Source organism: Methylophilus sp., assembly GCF_052173275.1.
Taxonomy (GTDB): Bacteria; Pseudomonadota; Gammaproteobacteria; order Burkholderiales; family Methylophilaceae; genus Methylophilus.
This window is the reverse complement of sequence record NZ_JBQMUL010000002.1, coordinates 2,682,961-2,701,774: the sequence shown is the minus strand read 5'-3', so window position 1 is coordinate 2,701,774 and position 18,814 is coordinate 2,682,961. Positions and strand designations below refer to the sequence as shown.

Annotated in this window: 17 protein-coding genes; 10 read left to right on the top strand and 7 right to left on the bottom strand. The window is 50.4% G+C overall.

Going from position 1 to position 18,814, the window contains the following annotated elements:
* Positions 1-107: 107 nt before the first annotated feature.
* Positions 108-659, top strand: coding sequence for a hypothetical protein (locus tag ACTS9Y_RS14135; protein WP_442586552.1), 552 nt, complete (start codon positions 108-110; stop codon positions 657-659).
* Positions 660-715: 56 nt separating this feature from the next.
* Here the strand turns inward: ACTS9Y_RS14135 and ACTS9Y_RS14130 are convergent, their stop codons facing one another.
* The 5 genes from ACTS9Y_RS14130 to ACTS9Y_RS14110 all read right to left on the bottom strand — a co-directional run bounded on the left by ACTS9Y_RS14130 (position 716) and on the right by ACTS9Y_RS14110 (position 7,064).
* Positions 716-1,429: an SAM-dependent methyltransferase gene (locus tag ACTS9Y_RS14130; protein WP_442586959.1), complete on the bottom strand. Its 714-nt coding sequence runs from the start codon at positions 1,427-1,429 to the stop codon at positions 716-718.
* Positions 1,430-1,554: 125 nt separating this feature from the next.
* Positions 1,555-2,982, bottom strand: coding sequence for a DUF4139 domain-containing protein (locus ACTS9Y_RS14125; protein WP_442586551.1), 1,428 nt, complete (start codon positions 2,980-2,982; stop codon positions 1,555-1,557).
* A gap of 102 nt (positions 2,983-3,084) precedes the next feature.
* Positions 3,085-3,690, bottom strand: coding sequence for a Maf family nucleotide pyrophosphatase (locus ACTS9Y_RS14120; RefSeq protein WP_442586550.1), 606 nt, complete (start codon positions 3,688-3,690; stop codon positions 3,085-3,087).
* Between the two features lie 67 nt (positions 3,691-3,757).
* A complete protein-coding gene (oadA, locus tag ACTS9Y_RS14115) occupies positions 3,758-5,608 on the bottom strand; it encodes a sodium-extruding oxaloacetate decarboxylase subunit alpha (protein WP_442586549.1) in 1,851 nt (616 codons plus the stop codon).
* Positions 5,609-5,645: 37 nt separating this feature from the next.
* Positions 5,646-7,064, bottom strand: a complete 1,419-nt coding sequence (locus tag ACTS9Y_RS14110) for an acetyl-CoA carboxylase biotin carboxylase subunit (RefSeq protein WP_442586548.1) — start codon at positions 7,062-7,064, stop codon at positions 5,646-5,648.
* Positions 7,065-7,391: 327 nt separating this feature from the next.
* On the opposite strand from ACTS9Y_RS14110, the gene ACTS9Y_RS14105 reads away from it, so the two are divergent.
* The 8 genes from ACTS9Y_RS14105 (at position 7,392) to fabF (ending at position 13,882) form a co-directional block, all read left to right on the top strand.
* Positions 7,392-7,904, top strand: a complete 513-nt coding sequence (locus tag ACTS9Y_RS14105) for a YceD family protein (protein ID WP_442586547.1) — start codon at positions 7,392-7,394, stop codon at positions 7,902-7,904.
* A 191-nt stretch (positions 7,905-8,095) separates the two neighbouring features.
* The gene (gene rpmF, locus ACTS9Y_RS14100) at positions 8,096-8,275 is read left to right on the top strand and encodes a 50S ribosomal protein L32 (protein ID WP_018985326.1); all 180 of its coding nucleotides are present in this window, start codon (positions 8,096-8,098) and stop codon (positions 8,273-8,275) included.
* Between the two features lie 128 nt (positions 8,276-8,403).
* Positions 8,404-9,456, top strand: coding sequence for a phosphate acyltransferase PlsX (gene plsX, locus ACTS9Y_RS14095; RefSeq protein WP_442586546.1), 1,053 nt, complete (start codon positions 8,404-8,406; stop codon positions 9,454-9,456).
* Between the two features lie 59 nt (positions 9,457-9,515).
* Complete coding sequence (locus ACTS9Y_RS14090) at positions 9,516-10,457, top strand: beta-ketoacyl-ACP synthase III (protein WP_442586545.1); 942 nt, start codon at positions 9,516-9,518, stop codon at positions 10,455-10,457.
* Between the two features lie 88 nt (positions 10,458-10,545).
* Positions 10,546-11,469, top strand: coding sequence for an ACP S-malonyltransferase (gene fabD / locus ACTS9Y_RS14085; protein WP_442586544.1), 924 nt, complete (start codon positions 10,546-10,548; stop codon positions 11,467-11,469).
* A 32-nt stretch (positions 11,470-11,501) separates the two neighbouring features.
* Complete coding sequence (fabG, locus tag ACTS9Y_RS14080; RefSeq protein ID WP_442586543.1) at positions 11,502-12,242, top strand: 3-oxoacyl-ACP reductase FabG; 741 nt, start codon at positions 11,502-11,504, stop codon at positions 12,240-12,242.
* 119 nt (positions 12,243-12,361) lie between these two features.
* Positions 12,362-12,598: an acyl carrier protein gene (gene acpP, locus ACTS9Y_RS14075; RefSeq protein WP_055825178.1), complete on the top strand. Its 237-nt coding sequence runs from the start codon at positions 12,362-12,364 to the stop codon at positions 12,596-12,598.
* 51 nt (positions 12,599-12,649) lie between these two features.
* The gene (gene fabF / locus ACTS9Y_RS14070) at positions 12,650-13,882 is read left to right on the top strand and encodes a beta-ketoacyl-ACP synthase II (protein ID WP_442586542.1); all 1,233 of its coding nucleotides are present in this window, start codon (positions 12,650-12,652) and stop codon (positions 13,880-13,882) included.
* A 135-nt stretch (positions 13,883-14,017) separates the two neighbouring features.
* Here fabF and tpx (ACTS9Y_RS14065) read toward each other — a convergent pair whose 3' ends face one another.
* Positions 14,018-14,518 carry a thiol peroxidase gene (gene tpx, locus ACTS9Y_RS14065; protein ID WP_442586541.1) on the bottom strand — a complete coding sequence of 167 codons (501 nt, stop codon included), beginning with the start codon at positions 14,516-14,518 and terminating at the stop codon, positions 14,018-14,020.
* 105 nt (positions 14,519-14,623) lie between these two features.
* Positions 14,624-15,139 (bottom strand): thiol peroxidase, encoded by a 516-nt coding sequence (gene tpx / locus ACTS9Y_RS14060; protein ID WP_442586540.1) that lies wholly within the window; start codon positions 15,137-15,139, stop codon positions 14,624-14,626.
* Positions 15,140-15,319: 180 nt separating this feature from the next.
* Here tpx (ACTS9Y_RS14060) and dnaE point away from each other — a divergent pair, with 180 nt between their 5' ends.
* A complete protein-coding gene (gene dnaE / locus ACTS9Y_RS14055; RefSeq protein ID WP_442586539.1) occupies positions 15,320-18,799 on the top strand; it encodes a DNA polymerase III subunit alpha in 3,480 nt (1,159 codons plus the stop codon).
* Positions 18,800-18,814 lie beyond the last annotated feature (15 nt).

Here is an 18,814-nt window from a genome sequence, read left to right as displayed (position 1 = left end):
CCAGCCGGATTCAGGCTGGTCCTGCTTTCATCAAACAGTCATTTTTGATCATCACATTTCTGATATTTTTCTGATTGATAACAATTAAAAAGATATCGGGAGTGAATGTGAATATATTAAAAACAGTGTTGCTGGTTAACTTGGCTTTACTGAGCAATCTGAGCCATGCATTGGTGATGCCAGCCGCTGGTTCGTCTTTGATTGTGGATCAGCGTGAGACGTTATATGTCAATGACGGCGATGTATTTGACCTTTCTTCCTTAAGTATCACTTCTTCCGGTGGCATTGATATTTTTGGCAATACCCAAAATGCTTCTTTCTCCATTGTTGCAAACAGCTTTATCAATATTGCTGGCTATTTAAATCTGTTTGTATCGGATACCACGCTTCACGCAAATGAAATCGACTTTTCTGGCATCCTCAATATCATTGGCGGTGGACGGATTACTTTTATTCCGAAAAATCGTATGGATTTTTCCGGATCAATCATGTTTGATGGCGTCTCTCCTCCCTCTTTTCCGCCGCAGGAAGGCCCGCTGATCGGCCCCCAGTTGCCACCTAAGGTTATCCTTTCCGCTGTGCCAGAAGCTGAAAACTACGTCCTATTGCTAGCCGGGTTGAGTATCATAGGCATGGCAAGACGGCGGCATTCAGCTTGATCGATTAACAGCCAAATGCTGATGGCTGTGCATCAGCTAGCAAGGCACTTATCTGCTCAAGCAAGCAGTAAGAATACCGTTGGTTTTTTATGTACATCCGGCAATGTCGACTTTTTCCACTCAGCCACTGTTTTAGTCACAATCAGTTCATCCTGTGCCGTGATATTGCAGGCTACACACAGGCGTGTCTGCGCTTGCAGGTTGGCGACCAGGTCTTCCAGCATATGCTGGTTACGGTAAGGCGTTTCAATAAATAACTGCGTTGCCTGCTGTTTCTTGGAATCAAACTCAATGCCTTTGATCGCTTTGATGCGTTCAGCTTTATCGCTGGGCAAATAGCCCAGAAACGTAAAGCGTTGACCATTCAAGCCGCTTGCCATTAAACCCAGCAACAAGCTGCTGGGGCCTATCAGTGGCGTCACACGGATATTTTTTTGATGTGCCACGGCCGCCAGTGCCGCGCCAGGGTCGGCAATGCCCGGGCAGCCGGCTTCGCTCATCAGGCCAACATCTATGCCTTTTTGTAAGGGTTGCAACAGGGCTGGCAGATCTTTTGGTGCGGTGTCTTTAGTCAGCAGTGCAAACGTCAGTTCGCGTATGGGTACCGGGTGTCCACTAGCGGCCAGGAACTGGCGGGCAGTCTTTTCATTCTCGACAATAAAATGGTTCAGGCTATGCATGCGCTGCACGACTTCAGCGGGTAAGACTTGTTGCGGCGTGGTGCCTTCAGCAAGAGGGACAGGAATGAAATATAAAGTACCGGTAGCCATAGCGATGTCGGGAAGTTTCAAAAATGGAATTATCCCACGCCGGGCATAAAAAAAGCATTCCGGTTAAGGAATGCTTTTTTAGATACTTCAAGGCAAGTGCTTGCCTGGCAATGACTTATGAATGCTTAGTATTTCACCTGCACTCTGTATTTGAGCATCACATCACTCTCGGCGGGTACATTGATCTTCCAGGTGGCCTCATGCGCTGAAGTTTTCTCGTGCGCTTGTGATGCATTGAGGATTTTCCAATCGCCGTTGATAGGCTCTTTAACAGTGACTGTGACCGCTTCTTTCTTGGCGTTGTGCAAGGTGATGGCATAGGCACTTTCATACAGCTGTGCCTGGTTGTTGTTCTTGCTCAGGTTTTTAAAGTCGGTTTGTACGCGGTCTGCGGTGACATCAAAGGCATTGCCCAGTTTTAAACGCACAGTATCGTTTTTAGCAGTGTGGTCGATATGGTCTTCACCGACAAACTGCGCAGTGCCATCGTTATCTTTTTTGTAGACGCGCATGGTGCCTTTGGGTAAAGGGATGCCCAGCTTGCTGCTTTCCTTGTTTTCAAACTCGACATACACCTGTACCTTTTGTTTTTTCTCGACGTCGCGGTACTGGCCTTGATAATAGTAATCGGAGCCGCTTAACACTAATTCTTTGCGTGCCGGGATATGTTGCGCAGAAAGCAGGGCCACTTGCTTGGTCTGGTTTTCGGCAATGGTGGTTGCACGTGGCAAAGTATATAAGTGATATTCCAGCAGGCCTTGTTCGGTTGGCATAGGCGCATCTGCGGCCATGGCTTCTGAGCGCATCATCATGGTTTTCGGGCGGATAGCTTCACGGACGCGATTGACATCGCCTGCTACCAATTGCACCTTGGCATTTGGGTATGAGGTGCCGCTGGTATTGTTGAGGGTCACCCAGCCAGAGAGATCTATGCTGTCTTCTTTGCTGCTGAGTTCAGCGACGTAGTCGGCTTTCCAGTTCAGGCCGCCGGTGAGGTAGCTTAATTCCACATTCGATTGTTCAGCACCCTTGTATTGCACTTGGGTGGTCAGGGTGGGGCGGTCGCGCAATTGGCCAGGCACATTCGGGTAGGCGATGCGGCCTGGAAAGCCGGTTTCGATGCGATTGCCGATTTTTAGCACGATGCCGTTTTGTGCGGAGAGTACGGTTGCACTTTCTTCAGTCTCGGCACCAGTAGTCGGGTTGGTTTTAATCACGCTGACTTGCTGGCCGACAAATTTTTCTAGCAGGGTTTGCGGGCTGAGCAGGTCAAAATCAAAGTTCTGTTCCAGGACTTGCAGGCTGGTATTGGGCAGCAGGCTGCGCAACAGGGCGGTTTCTGGCTTGATCTGTGCGCTGACATCACGGAATGACAGTGCGGATAAACCATTATTTAATTTAAGTTTGCGGCTATCTTTCACAAGGGCCAGGTCTTCGTTGTAAATCGTGACGGCGACACCGGTTTGATCTGATTGCGGGCTGATGATGGCGGTTTCCGCATGAGCGAGTGAAACACTGCCTAATGATAAAAGCAGCAGGGAGCTGAGTCGCATGAATATCCTCTCGTTGTTGTGTGTGCTTGTATGCTTGAGACTCTGTTAACGCGACAGCCGTTCAAAAGTTAACAGACGGTTGCAGCGATGACTGATCATAGCCTATTGACGTGGCAGGGATAAGACATCCACTCCAACTTGCTGCAGCATATTGACCAGTGCGATCACAGGCAGGCCGATGAGGGCATTCGGGTCGTCACCGCGCATATAATCCAGTAGCGCGATGCCCATGCCTTCTGATTTAGCACTGCCAGCGCAATCGTAAGGCTGTTCCAGGCGTAAATAGGTTTCAATTTGTAGCGGCGTCAGTGTTTTGAATTTGACGTAATAGGGCACGATAGTGGATTGCATCTGCTGGCTGGCGCTGTCATACAAACACAGCGCGCTATGGAAAATCACTTCCCTGCCACTGAGCATGGTCAGTTGCCTGACCGCGTTTTCGTGATTGCCTGGCTTGCCTATCTGCAAGCCATCCACTGTCGCCACCTGGTCACAACCGATAATCAAGGCATGCGGTTGAGTCTCAGCCACTTTTCGTGCTTTGCTTTCAGCTAGCCGTAAAGAAGTCTGTGCCGGGTTTTCATTCGTCAATGGCGTTTCATCGATGTCAGGCGATATGCATGCAAACGGCAGATGCAGCTTTTCCAGTACTTCACGCCGATAGCGTGAGGAAGAGGCAAGTATGAGTGTTTTTGCGGATACAGACATTAGGATAAAAAAATCCCCGAATAACGATTCGGGGATTTTAGCATTGCTATTTAATACTTAAGCAGGATTAATCCGGTTGAATTTCAATCAGGGTTTCGTCCGGTGTCACGCTGTCACCTTTGGCTACGTGGATCGCGACCACGGTGCCGGCTTTGCTGGCCTGGATTTCGTTTTCCATCTTCATGGCTTCGATCACTAATACGCCATCACCAGCGCTGACTTTATCACCCACGTTGACTTTGACTGTGACGATGGTGCCCGGCATGGCCGTTGTCACGCAGCCTGGGTGGGTAGGGCGAGGGCGACCACTGGAAGCGACGGCAGCCGCTTTTTTCTTGCTACCGTTGGAAGCGCTGCCATCACTGATTTCCATTTCGCTCAGTGTCTCAACAAATACTTCTTCTGAGATGCCATCGACTTTGACATAGTATGGACGGCGCTCTTCGCCGGCATGGCCGCTACCAGTCAATTTGATATGGTAGGTTTCACCGTGCAGTGTGATATTGAACTCATTTGGCGCATAGCGTGCAGCGGCAGTTTGCTGTGTCACTGCTTCTTTGCTCAGCAATTGTTCAGGTTGCAACGAACCGGCATTACGTTCTTGCAGGAATGTCTGGCCGATATCCGGGAACATGGCATAGGTCAGCACATCTTTTTCGTTATTGGCAAAGCGTTCAGCTTCACCCTGCAACTTGGTCATTTCAGGTTGCAACAGGTCAGCAGGGCGACAGGTGATCACTTCTGCATTGCCAACCGCTTTTTGACGTACTTCGGCATTTACCGGCGCTGGTGATTTACCATATTGACCTAGCAGGTAATTCTTCACTTCGTTAGTGATGGATTTGTAGCGCCCACCAGTCAGTACGTTCAATACCGCCTGTGTACCAACGATTTGTGAGGTTGGCGTCACCAATGGAGGAAAGCCCAAATCTTCACGCACACGTGGGATTTCGGCCAGCACTTCATCCATGCGGTTGAGCGCGCCTTGTTCTTTCAGTTGGTTAGACAGGTTGGAGATCATGCCGCCAGGTACCTGGTTAACCAGTACGCGGGTGTCTACGCCAGTGAATTCACTTTCAAACTGCCAGTATTTCTTGCGTACGTCTTTGAAGTAGGCGGTGATTTCCTGCAGTTTACCCAGGTCCAGGCCGGTATCGTATTCAGTCCCGCGCAAGGCAGCGACCAGGCTCTCAGTGGTAGGGTGGCTTGCACCTTCGGAGAATGATGAGTTACAGGTGTCGATAATATCGACACCATTTTCAACGCTTTTCAGCATGACCATGCTGGCCAGGCCTGAAGTAGCGTGGCTATGCATATGGATAGGCAAGCTCACAGCGGCTTTTAGTTCCCTGACCAGTTCGCCGGCCAAAGTAGGTGTCAGCAGGCCAGCCATGTCTTTTACGCCTATGCTGTCACAGCCGAGTGCTTCCAGCTCTTTGGCCATATTAACGAAGTAAGCCACGTCATGCACCGGGCTGGTGGTAAATGATAAAGTACCGATTGCGTGTTTTTTAACCGATTTAACGGCTTCAATCGCTGTTTTCAGGTTGCGGATGTCGTTCATCGCATCAAAAATACGGAACACATCAACGCCGGTATCAGCCGCCTGTTTCACAAAAGCGTGTACGACATCATCAGAATAGTGACGATAGCCGAGCAGGTTCTGGCCGCGCAGCAGCATATTGATTGGTGTGTTAGGCAGAGCCTTACGCAGGCTGCTCAGGCGCTCCCATGGGTCTTCTTTGAGAAAGCGCACGCAGGCGTCAAAAGTGGCGCCGCCCCAGGCTTCAAGAGACCAGAAACCAATATCATCCAGCTTGCTGGCGATCGGCAGCATGTCTTCGGTACGCATGCGCGTTGCGATCAGGGATTGGTGGCCATCTCTTAAAACGAGTTCGGTGACGTGTATTTTGCTCATAATCTTGTCGATCTTAATAATATCTGCAATACGTTAATCAAATGCCTTCGTGGGCGGCAATTGCGGCTGCAATCGCTGCGGCCATCAGTTCTTTCGGTAATCCGACGTCATATTCAGTCAGCTCCGGGTGTTGCTCTACAAAGCTGGTGTTGAAATTAGCCGCACGGAAATCCGGGTGTAGCATGATCTGCTGGTAGTAAGGGATGGTGGTTTTGACGCCATAGACTACCATGTCGTTCAGCGCACGGCGACCGCGTTCGATCACGCCTTCCCAATCCAGGGCCCAGACGGTGAGTTTGGCACACATGGAATCGTAATAGGGCGGGATCACATAGCCACTATAGATCGCTGCATCCATACGCACACCAGGACCACCAGGCGCGTAGTAGCGGGTGATTTTACCAAAGCTGGGCAGGAAGTCTTTTTGCGGGTCTTCAGCATTGATACGGTATTCCATGGCAAAGCCACGGAAAGCGATTTCGCTCTGCTTGTATTGCAGTGGCAAACCGGCGGCAACGCGGATCTGCTGTTGTACGATATCGACACCGGTAATGGTTTCAGTCACGGTATGTTCCACCTGCAAGCGGGTGTTCATTTCCATGAAGTAGAAATTGTTGTCTGAATCGAGCAGGAACTCGACAGTGCCGGCATTCTCGTAGCCGACCGCTTTAGCCGCTTTCACACCCAGGCCACCGATATAATCACGTTGTGCCTGTGACAGCTGTGGTGAAGGCGCAATTTCGATCAGTTTCTGGTTACGGCGCTGGATAGAGCAATCGCGCTCAAACAGGTGAATGACGTTGCCTTGCGAGTCGGCCAGAATCTGTACTTCAATATGGCGCGGATGCACCACACACTTTTCAAGGAACACTTCTGGTTTGCCGAAAGCCTTGCTGGCTTCGGAAATCACGCGGTCATAGTTACTCAGTAGATCTTTTTCACTATCGCAACGGCGTATGCCGCGACCGCCGCCACCGTTAGTGGCTTTCAGCATGATCGGGTAACCGATTTTCTTGGCTAACACAATCGCAGCATCCAGTGATTCAAGGTTGCCATCACTACCAGGCACACAAGGAATACCTGCCTCTATCATGGCATTACGCGCTTGGATCTTGTCGCCCATCTGGCGAATCACATGCGCTTCAGGGCCTATGAATTTGATACCACGGCGCGAACAGACTTCTGCCAGCTGTGGATTTTCAGAGAGAAACCCATAGCCAGGGTGTAGCGCGTCACAGCCAGCGGCGACGGCGATATTCACAATGTTATGTGCATTCAGGTAACCCGCAACCGGGTCAGAGCCGATGTTGTAGGCTTCGTCAGCTTTTTTGACATGCAAGGCATGGCGATCGGCGTCGGAATAAATGGCGACAGATTTAATGCCCATTTCCGAACATGCGCGCACAATGCGTACCGCAATTTCACCGCGATTCGCGACTAAAATTTTCTTAAACACACATTACCCTTAAAGCAAGAAAAAAAGGACAGAGTTTTTGTTAAGCTCATTGTTTCATAAGGCTTTTAAATACCTGTATCAACAATGTTTTGGCTAGTTTGGTTGCGGTTAAGTCCCATCCAGACCGCCGGGTAGGCTGGCCGATAATACTCACCGTACCATAGTTGTACTCTCGAAAAGAGCACTGCGTGAAGCGACGTTATTATAACAAAAAACTGCGGCTTATACAGTATCAAGTAATCCGGGGCTGTGTGGGCGTATATAAGGATTCGTCAATGACGGCATAGTTTGCTATATTAAATAGCATGTGAAGAGAAGGAGAGTTTTTTGTCGAACGCGCGTTATCTGGAGTTAGCCAGGCAGCAAAAAAAGAGTGAAGGGATGCTGGAAATCGCATCATTGCCGCGTCTGGAAGAGGCGCTAAGCGATCTGGGCGTCAATGATGCCCAGGCATTGGCTAAAGTGTCGGTGGTTTATCAATTGCAGGGTTTGCCGCCGCGTTATTTTGGCGACACGCAATTGCCTATGCTGGGTTTGGCGGTACAGGCAAGTTTGCCACTTGTTTGTCAGCGGTGTTTTGCACCCATGCCACAATCTTTGGATGTGCAGTTTGAATTTGCTGTTTGCGATGAGCCCCCTGAGGCCTTGCTTGAAGATGAGGATGTGGACTGGCTGGAATCCAGCGCTGAATCTACCTTTGAATCGTTGGTGGAAGATGAGTTGCTGATGGCTTTGCCGATTGCGGTCATGCATGAAGAGGCTTGTGCGCCTTTGCAGAAGACGGCGGGTGAAAAGCCCAACCCGTTTGCTGCGCTTAAAAATTTAAAGCTGGATAAATAAATCTGGTTAAATAGTAGGTTGAGTAAGGTGTCTAGGCCCGCATTTAGTTAAAAAGGTAATGAAAAGCGACAGTTGCAGGATTTGTTTGCAGTTGTCTCTGGAATATTTTATAATGCTGGATTAGGTAGCAATTCTGGTTTTTAAACTGCCCATTTATTAAATTGCGGCGGTTAATTTTGGAGTAATTTAAAATGGCAGTTCAGCAAAACAAAAAGACACCGTCCAAACGTGGTATGCACCGTTCCCACGATTTTTTGACAAACCCACCTTTGGCTATTGAGCCTACGACAGGTGAAGTGCATTTACGTCATCACGTCAGCCCAAACGGTTTCTACCGTGGCCGTAAAGTGATGCCTGCAAAAGGCGAGTAATTCGCTGGCAAAAAGCAACAACGTTTCAAACTGCGCCGCGCACAAAATGCGCGGCGTTTGTGTATCTGGCGTATGCCTGCGTTTTGGCGCAGAGCAGCACATGTGTTTAAGTGAACATGGGAAATAACATGACTACTGGTCAACACGGGCAATCTCAGGAAGTTGTCATTGCGATAGATGCCATGGGAGGCGATCACGGTCCGCATGTGACTGTGCCTGCGGCAGTACGCATCCTGAACGAGAATCCTAATCTCAATATTATTCTGGTCGGCTTGCAGGATGCCATCGAGGCAGAGCTGAAGGCGCTGCATGTTTCACCTAACCCGCGCCTGCGCGTGCATCATGCGACCGAAGTGGTGTTGATGAGTGAATCGCCGCAAAGCGCGATGAAGAACAAAAAAGATTCTTCAATGCGGGTGGCGATCAATATGGTCAAAACCGGTGAAGCGCAGGCTTGTGTGAGTGCAGGCAATACCGGCGCGCTGATGGCGACCGCACGTTTCGTGCTTAAAACGTTGCCAGGCATTGATCGCCCGGCGATTGCTTCTACCTTGCCTTCTGAAAATGGCAGCACTTTTATGCTGGATTTAGGTGCTAACGCTGATTGTACGGCAGAGCATTTGTACCAGTTTGCGATCATGGGCGCGATGGTCGTAAGTTGCGTCAACAATAAACCTAACCCGACCATAGGCTTGCTCAATATCGGTTCGGAAGATATTAAAGGTAATGAAGTGGCAAAGCAGGCAGCTGAATTGTTACGTGGCAGCCACCTCAATTTTTACGGCAACGTTGAAGGCGACGATATTTTCAAGGGCACTACTGATGTGGTGGTCTGTGATGGCTTTGTCGGCAATGTGTCGCTTAAAACCACTGAAGGCCTGGCTCACATGATGGGTAAGTTTCTCACCCAAGAATTTAAACGCAACTGGCTGACCAAGTTGATGGCGCTCGGTGCTTTCCCAGTATTAAAAGCATTTAAAAAACGCGTCGACCCGCGTCTTTATAATGGCGCCAGCTTTCTTGGCTTGCGCGGCATTGTCGTAAAAAGCCATGGCGGTGCAGATAGCGTTGGTTTTTACCATGCGATTCACGTCGCCATGGAAGAGGCACAAAGCGGCGTTTTAAAGCGGATTCAGTCGCAACTCGAGATCGAACATTTAGCGACAGCAGAAGAGTCCTGATGCGCTTGCAGCCATTGTTCTGTTAGGCGTTTTTACCCAATTAAGGCATAATCGCACCCATGATTCACACACGTATTGCAGGGACTGGCAGCTATCTGCCGCCCACTATATTGACCAATGTTGATTTGGAAAAATTGGTCGATACCACTGACGAGTGGATATTTTCCCGCACCGGTATCAAGCAACGTCACCGTGTCACCGATGAACTGACCAGTGACCTGGCAACCAAGGCCGCGCTCAATGCCATTGAAGCGGCAGGCATCCAGGCGCAGGATATTGACCTGATCATCGTCGCCACCACCACGCCAGATAAAATTTTCCCTAGCGTGGCTACCATGGTGCAGCGCAAACTGGGTATCTCCGGCTGTCCGGCCTTTGATGTGCAAGCCGTCTGTAGCGGATTTATCTATGCTTTAGCGACTGCTAATCACTTTATGCGCTCTGGGCAGCATAAAAACGTGTTGGTCATTGGCGCTGATACTTTCACCCGCATTTGTGATTACACCGACCGTAGCAACTGTATTTTGTGGGGCGATGGCGCTGGCGCTGTCATTCTGCAAACCAGTGACCAGCCTGGTGTGCTGTCTACGCATATTCATGCGGATGGCAATTACGAAAATCATTTGCATGTACCGCGTAACCCGGATGGGCCAGACACCGTCGTGATGGAAGGTAATACGGTATTTAAAATCGCCGTAAATACCTTAGACCAGATCGTTGACGAAACGCTGGAAGCCAACCAGATGCAAAAATCCGATATCGACTGGCTGGTGCCGCATCAGGCCAATATCCGTATATTGCAAGCCACCGCCAAAAAGCTGGATATGTCTATGGACAAAGTCATTGTCACGGTAGATCGCCACGGTAATACATCCGCGGCTTCAATTCCTTTAGCATTAGATACGGCAGTGCGGGATGGCCGCATTCAGCGCGGGCACATTCTACTCATGGAAGCATTTGGTGGCGGGTTTACCTGGGGTTCTGCGCTGGTAAGGTTTTAAGTAGTCACTTCAATAAGTGATTTACGCCTGGCGCATTCAACTACCCAATTCCTGCTTGATACTTATTAATTACTGATTTTAAACGCCTATGTCTACATTTGCTTTTTTCTTTCCTGGTCAAGGTTCACAATCTGTGGGCATGATGCAAGGTCTTGAGTCTCACGCCATTGTCAAACAAACCTTTGAAGAAGCTTCCAGTGTGCTGGGAGTAGATTTCTGGAAAATGGCCACTGAGCCGAACGATGCCATTAACCTGACCGAGAATACTCAGCCTATCATGCTCACCGCAGGCATTGCTACCTGGCGCGTATATCAAAACCTGGGCGGTAAACAGCCTGTGACGATGGCAGGCCATAGTTTGGGTGAGTACACCGCACTGGTCGCTGCCGGTGCTTTGAGTTTTGCAGATGCATTGCCATTGGTTAAATTCCGCTCGCAAGTCATGCAGCAAGCCGTGCCTGAAGGGCAGGGGGCGATGGCTGCGATTTTAGGGCTGGATGACGACACTGTGCGTGCAGTTTGCAGTGAAGCCGCACAAGGCCAGGTGGTGCAAGCAGTCAACTTTAACTCTCCAGGCCAGGTAGTGATTGCCGGTGAAAAAGCGGCGGTGGAGCGCGGCATGGAACTGGCGAAGGCCAGAGGTGCCAAACGTGCACTGCCATTGCCGGTCAGCGTGCCTTCGCATTGCGAGTTGATGAAGCCCGCTGCAGAAAAATTAAGTGATTATTTACAGAATGTAGCAGTGCAAACACCAGTGGTGCCCGTATTGCACAATGCGGATGTCGCTGCTTACACTGGCGCAGCGCAGATCAAGGATGCTTTGGTGCGCCAGCTTTATAATCCGGTGCGCTGGGTTGAAACAGTACAATTGTTAGCTTCCCAACAGGTGCTGATCAGCGCAGAATGCGGGCCGGGTAAAGTGTTGGCTGGCCTGGCTAAGCGTATTGTGGCGGAAGTGAACTGTGTGGCGCTGATCAATGAAGAAGCCATACAGACTTTTGTGAACCAATAATAAAAAAAGTACGGTGTGAAAAAGGAGAGATTATGCTAAATCAACAAGTAGTGCTGGTCACCGGTGCCAGTCGCGGGATTGGCGCTGCCATTGCGCTCGAACTGGGCAAGCAGGGTGCCATTGTCGTGGGTACAGCCACTTCTGCCAGCGGGGCAGATGCGATCACGACCTCACTGAAAGCGGCCGGCGTCAATGGCGTCGGCATGGCGCTGGATGTGACGCAGCCTGAGCAGATTGATACGGTACTCAAGAAGATTGCCGAGCTATACGGCGATGTCACTATTCTGGTGAATAATGCCGGCATTACCAAAGATACATTGCTGATGCGCATGAAGGACGAAGATTGGGATGCTGTATTAGGCACTAACCTGAAATCCGTGTTCCGCATGAGCCAGGCGGTTTTACGCCCGATGATGAAAGCGCGCAATGGCCGCATCATCAATATTTCCAGCGTGGTTGGCCATATGGGCAATGCTGGCCAAACCAATTATGCGGCGGCCAAGGCCGGCATGACAGGTTTTACCAAGTCATTGGCGCAAGAAGTCGGTAGCCGTAACATTACTGTTAACTGTGTTGCGCCTGGTTTTATCGAAACTGATATGACGGCTGAACTCCCGGAAGACATTAAAGCCAAAATGCTGGAACGCATTGCGGCCGGTCGCCTGGGTCAGGTATATGAGATTGCAGCCACGGTGGCTTTCCTGGCATCGCCAGCGGCAGCCTACATTACAGGCGAGACCATTCACGTGAATGGCGGCATGTATTGCGCATAAATTGAAATGCTAGCTATGTTTTCTATGGCATTTTATTAATAGTTTTTTGGTATTCTGGGCAAGATTTGTTAGAATACCGGTTTACTGAACACGACACTTATCAATAAGGGGTATTTTAGATGTCCGACATCGAACAACGCGTAAAGAAAATCGTTTGTGAACAATTAGGTGCAAACGAAGCTGACGTAAAAAACACTTCATCCTTCGTGGATGATCTGGGTGCAGATTCTCTGGACACGGTAGAATTGGTAATGGCTTTGGAAGAAGAATTCGATTGCGAAATCCCTGACGAAGAAGCCGAAAAAATTACAACAGTTCAGCAAGCGATTGACTACGTCAGCGCTAATCTCAAGTAATTCATTGACTTATTCATTTAATCAGCCCTCGCAAGAGGGCTGATTTCTATTATGACCAAACGCAGAGTAGTAGTAACCGGCTTAGGCGTGGTGTCTCCAGTGGGGATTGGCTACCAGAACGCCTGGAACAATCTTATCGCTGGTCAATCAGGCATAAGCCGTATCACCAAATTTGATCCCACCCCGTTTGCTTCGCAAATTGCAGGTGAAGTCAAAGGCTTTAACGCCGAAGACTTTATTCCTGCCAAAGATGCGCGGCGTATGGATACGTTTATCCAGTATGGCCTCGCAGCAGGTCTGGAAGCGTTCAGGGATTCCGGCCTCGAAGTCACAGAAGCCAATGCTGAACGTATTGGTGTCACGATAGGGTCAGGGATTGGTGGCCTGGGGTTGATTGAATCCACCAACGACAATTATGACGATGGTGGCCCACGTAAAATTTCGCCATTCTTTATTCCCGGCACCATTATCAATATGATTTCCGGCAACCTGTCGATCATGTTGGGCCTGAAAGGGCCGAATATCGCGATCGTTACCGCTTGTACGACCGGCACCCACAGTATCGGTGAAGCTGCGCGTATGATTGAGTACGGTGATGCCGATGTGATGGTCGCTGGTGGGTCTGAAGCGGCGATTACCGAGTTGAGCGTAGGTGGCTTTGCCTCTGCGCGCGCCTTGTCTGGCCGCAATGATGATCCTGAAACGGCAAGTCGTCCCTGGGATAAAGACCGTGACGGCTTCGTGATTGGTGAAGGCGCTGGTGTATTGGTGCTGGAAGAATACGAGCATGCCAAAGCCCGCGGCGCACGCATCTATGCCGAAGTTTCAGGTTATGGTTTGAGTGCCGATGCTTATCATATGACCGCACCTAATATGGATGGCCCACGCCGTTCCATGGTCAATGCATTGAAAAATGCAGGCGTGAGCCCTGACCAGGTGCAGTTTATGAACGCACACGGTACTTCGACACCATTAGGTGATGCCAATGAAACCAATGCCATCAAAGCTACTTTTGGTGACCATGCCTACAATCTGGTGGTGAATTCCACCAAATCGATGACTGGCCACTTGCTAGGTGGTGCTGGGGGCTTGGAATCGGTGTTTACCGTATTGTCTATCTATCATCAGGTGTCACCACCAACCATCAATATTTTCAATCAGGATCCTGAATGTGACCTGGATTATTGTGCCAACACCGCACGTGATCTGAAAATTGAATATGCATTGAAAAACAACTTCGGTTTTGGTGGAACGAACGGCAGCCTGTTATTTAAGCGCGTTTAGTTTTTATCATAGCGAGCAACAACAAAAAAGCCAGCATAAGCTGGCTTTTTTGTTCATTGAATCAGGGTTTTACCTGATTCAAACAGGCGATGCGTTCGCGTGATGTATCCGCCGCCTGTCTGGGTTTTTCAGTGCTTATAAAACAGCCAGAGCCGCTTCGTAGTTAGGCTCGTTGGCAATTTCACCCACCAGCTCACTGTACAGGACTTTGTTGTTTTCATCCAGCACAACTACGGCACGTGCAGTCAAGCCAGCCAGGCTGCTGTCAGTGATAAATACACCGTAATCATTGGCAAATTTTGCAGTGTCACGGAAGGTAGACAGGGTAACTACGTTTTCCAGGCCTTCAGCACCGCAAAAACGGCTTTGCGCAAATGGCAGATCAGCAGAGATACACAGCACAGCGGTGTTGCTGGCTTTGCTGGCTTCTTTATTGAAGGTGCGCACAGAAGTGGCACATGTAGGCGTATCAATACTAGGGAAAATGTTGAGCACTTTACGTTTGCCTGCGTAGGCATCCAGTCCTACCAGCGTGCGTTTGGCATCCGCCAGTTGAAAGTCAGGCGCTGTGTCACCCGCTGTTAAAAATTTTCCGCCAACAGCGACCGGGTTACCTTTAAGCGTTACGCTTGCCATAGTGTTCTCCAAAACGGGTTAAGTGTTAAAAGTAGCTACTGTAGCGCTTCGCGGGTTGGCAATCAACCTTATAAAAAATAAGTTAATCAGGCCGCCAGTGATCAGTTAGTTGCCTGCCAGTGACTTGAGTGCAGCCTCAAAGTCTGGCTCACTGGTCAGGTCTTCTACTAATTGCACATGTAATACGGTGTCATTCTCGTCAGCGACCATCAGAGCGCGCGCAGGTAATCCGGCCAGTTTGCTCGACGTGATCAGCACCCCATAATTCTTGAACATATCTCGGCCACGCAGGGTGGACAGATTAATAGTATGCAGCAGATGTTCCGTTTCAGAGAAGCGTGACATGGTAAACGGTAGGTCAGGGGAAATATTCAGGATGGCAGTGTTAGGCAGGGTTTGAGCCAGTGCGTCCAACCTGCGCACGCTGTCCGCGCTGGCAGGGGTATCTATACCAGGGAAGAAATGCAGGATCTTGCGCTTGCCCTGGAAGGATTCGAGGGTGATATCTTCCAGCGCATGGTTTACCAGCTGGAAAAAAGGCAGCACGTCGCCCACGCGCGGTAAGTTGTCTTCGACAAGGATAGGTTCATCAAGCAGTGAAATGGCGTGAGACATAATCATGAGCGCTCGGTTATCAGTAAGCCTGACATCATAGTGCATATTAGCAGTCGGCTTAAGTGTTTTTTGCAACTGTTAAGACGGCAGTTGATGCTTAGAGCGCGCGGTCATTTTAACCCTGTCAACCACATTATTTGCATCACAAGCCGTCACAAAAAAGGGGATGGCAGGTAAAATAACTGCATGGAAGCACCCCTCACACCAACCGTATCACCCGCATTTATTCATCTGCGTTGCCATAGTGAATATTCTATTGTGGATGGCACAGTGCGCATTGGCGATTATGTCAAAGCAGCCAAGCAAGATGGCATGCCTGCCCTTGCGTTGACTGACCTTGCCAACCTGTTTGGTGCAGTGAAGTTTTATAATGCCGCCCGTAGCAAAGGCCTTAAACCTGTATTGGGTTGCGATGTGTGGGTGGAAAACACAGTGCAGCGGGACCAGCCGCAGCGTATGTTGTTGCTGGTGCAGACCGCGCAGGGCTACCGCCATCTGTGCGAGCTACTCAGCCGTGCCTACCTGGAAAACCAGTACCGCGAACGCGCAGAAATAAAAGCCGAGTGGTTACAGGAGAAAAATGCAGGCTTGCTGATGTTATCCGGCTTTCTCGCGGGTGATGTCGGCCAGGCGTTGCAAGCCGGTAACCGGGCACAGGCGTTACAGGCAGCGCAACAATGGGCACACATATTCCAGGGTCGCTACTACCTGGAAGTGCAGCGAGTGCATGAACCCGGCAGCCAGGAGTCACGCGCCCAGGAACAATGCATACAACAAACGGTGCTGATCGCGCAGCAACTCGACTTACCATTGGTGGCCACGCATCCCATCCAGTTCCAGACCCCTGATGATTTCATGGCGCATGAAGCGCGTACCTGCATCGCTGAAGGCTATGTGCTGGCAGACAAACGCCGGCCTAAACGCTTCCTCGCCTCGCAGTATGTGAAAACCCAGGCAGAAATGCAGGCCTTGTTTGCCGATATGCCGATTGCTTTGCAAAATGCGGTTGAGATCGCTAAACGCTGTAATCTGGCACTCACGCTGGGTAAAAACTACCTGCCGGATTTCCCGACGCCGAATGGTGAGAGCCTGGATGCTTTCCTGATCGAACAATCAAAACAAGGCTTGGAGAAAAGGCTTTCTTACCTTTACCCGGATGAAAGCAAGCGCGAGCAAAAGCGCACAGAATATGAAGACCGGCTGCAATTTGAGTGTGGCATCATTATCCAGATGGGGTTCCCTGGCTACTTCCTGATCGTGGCCGACTTTATCAACTGGGCGAAAAATAATGGCGTACCGGTAGGGCCGGGCAGGGGTTCCGGTGCTGGCTCACTGGTGGCTTACAGCCTGGGCATTACCGATCTCGACCCGCTGAAATACAACTTGCTGTTTGAGCGTTTCCTCAACCCTGAGCGGGTATCCATGCCCGACTTCGATATTGACTTCTGCCAGGAAGGGCGTGATCGCGTCATTGATTACGTGAAAAACAAATACGGCCTGGCATCGGTCTCTCAAATCGCCACCTTCGGTACCATGGCGGCCAAAGCGGTGATCCGCGATGTGGGCCGCGTACTCGATCTACCGTTTAACTTTGTGGATGGCATAGCCAAGCTGATACCTTTAGAGCTTGGTATCACGCTAGAGTCTGCGCTGGAAAAAGAACCCCAGTTGCAGGAGCGCCGTGAAAAAGAAGAAGAGGTCTCAGAATTACTTTCCCTGGCATTGCGGCTGGAAGGCTTGGTGCGTAACATCGGTATGCACGCGGGCGGCGTATTGATCGCACCGGGCAAGATTTCAGATTTCTCGCCTATCTATTGCCAGCCCAATGGCGACAGCCTGGTCAGCCAGTATGACAAGGACGATGTTGAAGCGGTAGGCCTGGTCAAGTTTGACTTTTTGGGCCTGCGTACACTGACCATCCTCAATATGGCATTGGAAAACGCCAACGCGCAACGCGCCCAGGAAGAGCTGCCTCCGCTCAGCTTCGAGACCATCCCGCTGGATGACAAACGCAGTTACCACCTGTTGAAAACCGCCAATACCACTGCGGTATTCCAGCTTGAATCGCGCGGCATGAAGGACATGCTCAAGCAAGCCAAACCCGACTTGTTTGAAGATATTATCGCGCTGGTAGCGCTGTATCGTCCGGGCCCTATGGACCTGATTCCCGATTTCTGTCGACGCAAACACGGGACGCAGCGTGTGGAATATCCGCATGCCTCCACCGAGTCTATCCTGAAAGAAACCTATGGTATTGCCGTTTACCAGGAGCAGGTGATGCAGATTGCGCAGGTGGTGGCCGGGTTTAGCCTGGGCGGCGCCGACTTGCTGCGCCGCGCCATGGGTAAGAAAAAACCAGAAGAGATGGTCATACAGCGTGAAATCTTTAACGAGGGTGCGCTGAAGAATGGCCTGACCTTGCAGCAATCCAATGACCTGTTCGACTTGCTGGAAAAATTTGCCGGCTATGGTTTTAACAAATCGCACGCTGCGGCTTATGCGTTAGTGGCTTATCACACCGCCTTCCTGAAAGCGCATTATCCGGCTGCTTTCCTGGCCGCCACCATGTCTGCCGATATGAACAACACCGACAACGTGCATACGTTCTTTGATGATTGTAGCGGTAACCATGTGGATGTATTGCCACCGGACGTGAACGCCAGTATTTTCCAATTCAAACCCATGAGTTCGCAGCAGATTTTATACGGCCTGGGTGCCATCAAAGGTACTGGCGGCGCGGCGATTGACCTGATTGTCGCCTCACGCGAGGCTGAGGGGCCGTTCAAGGATATCTTCGATTTCTGTCAGCGCCTGGATTTACGTAAAGTGAACCGGCGTGTGATGGAATCGCTGATTCGGGCGGGCGCCTTTGATAAGCTAGAGCCAAACCGTGCCGCACTGCTGGCAGGCCTGGATGGTGCGATCAGTGCGGCTGAGCAAAGAGCCGCGCATGCCGGGCAGGATTGCCTGTTTGGTGGTGTTGTGGAGACAGAGCATCAATTACCTGCGGTGATCGCATGGAGCCCTGAACAGGCCTTGCAAGAAGAAAAGTCAGCGCTTGGGTTTTACCTCAGCGGCCACCCATACCTGAGTTATAAGTCCCAGCTGGGGCCGTTTATTAAAGGCAACCTGAGTGATCTGGCGCCGCAAAACGAACCCAAATTGCTGGCAGGCGTGGTGATGGGTGTGCGCGTGCGCATGACGCAGCGTGGCAAAATGGCCATCGTCACACTCGATGATGCGGTGGGGCGGGCAGATGTGGTGATCGGTTCCGAATTACTGCAGCAAAATGCACAGTGGATCAAGGAAGACCAGCTATTGATTGTAGAAGGCCGTATCTCAAATGACGATTTTTCCGGTGGTATCCGCGTCAGCGCCAGAAAATTGTATGACCTGGCCGCCGTGCGTAACCGGTTTGCGCAGATGCTGACCCTGAGTTGTAACGGGCAATCTGACCTGCAGCGCTTAATGACGGTATTAACGCCGTATCGCTACGCCAATGAGGAACAAAAGCGTTGCCCGATCAAAGTCGACTATCACAACCAGGCCGCGCAGGTCAGTTTAATGCTGGGCGAAGACTGGCAAGTGGTCTTGCATGATGACCTGCTGCTGAATTTACAGGGCTGGTTATCAAAAGAAAATGTCAAAATCCTTTATAATGCCTGAACTTTTTAACTAAAG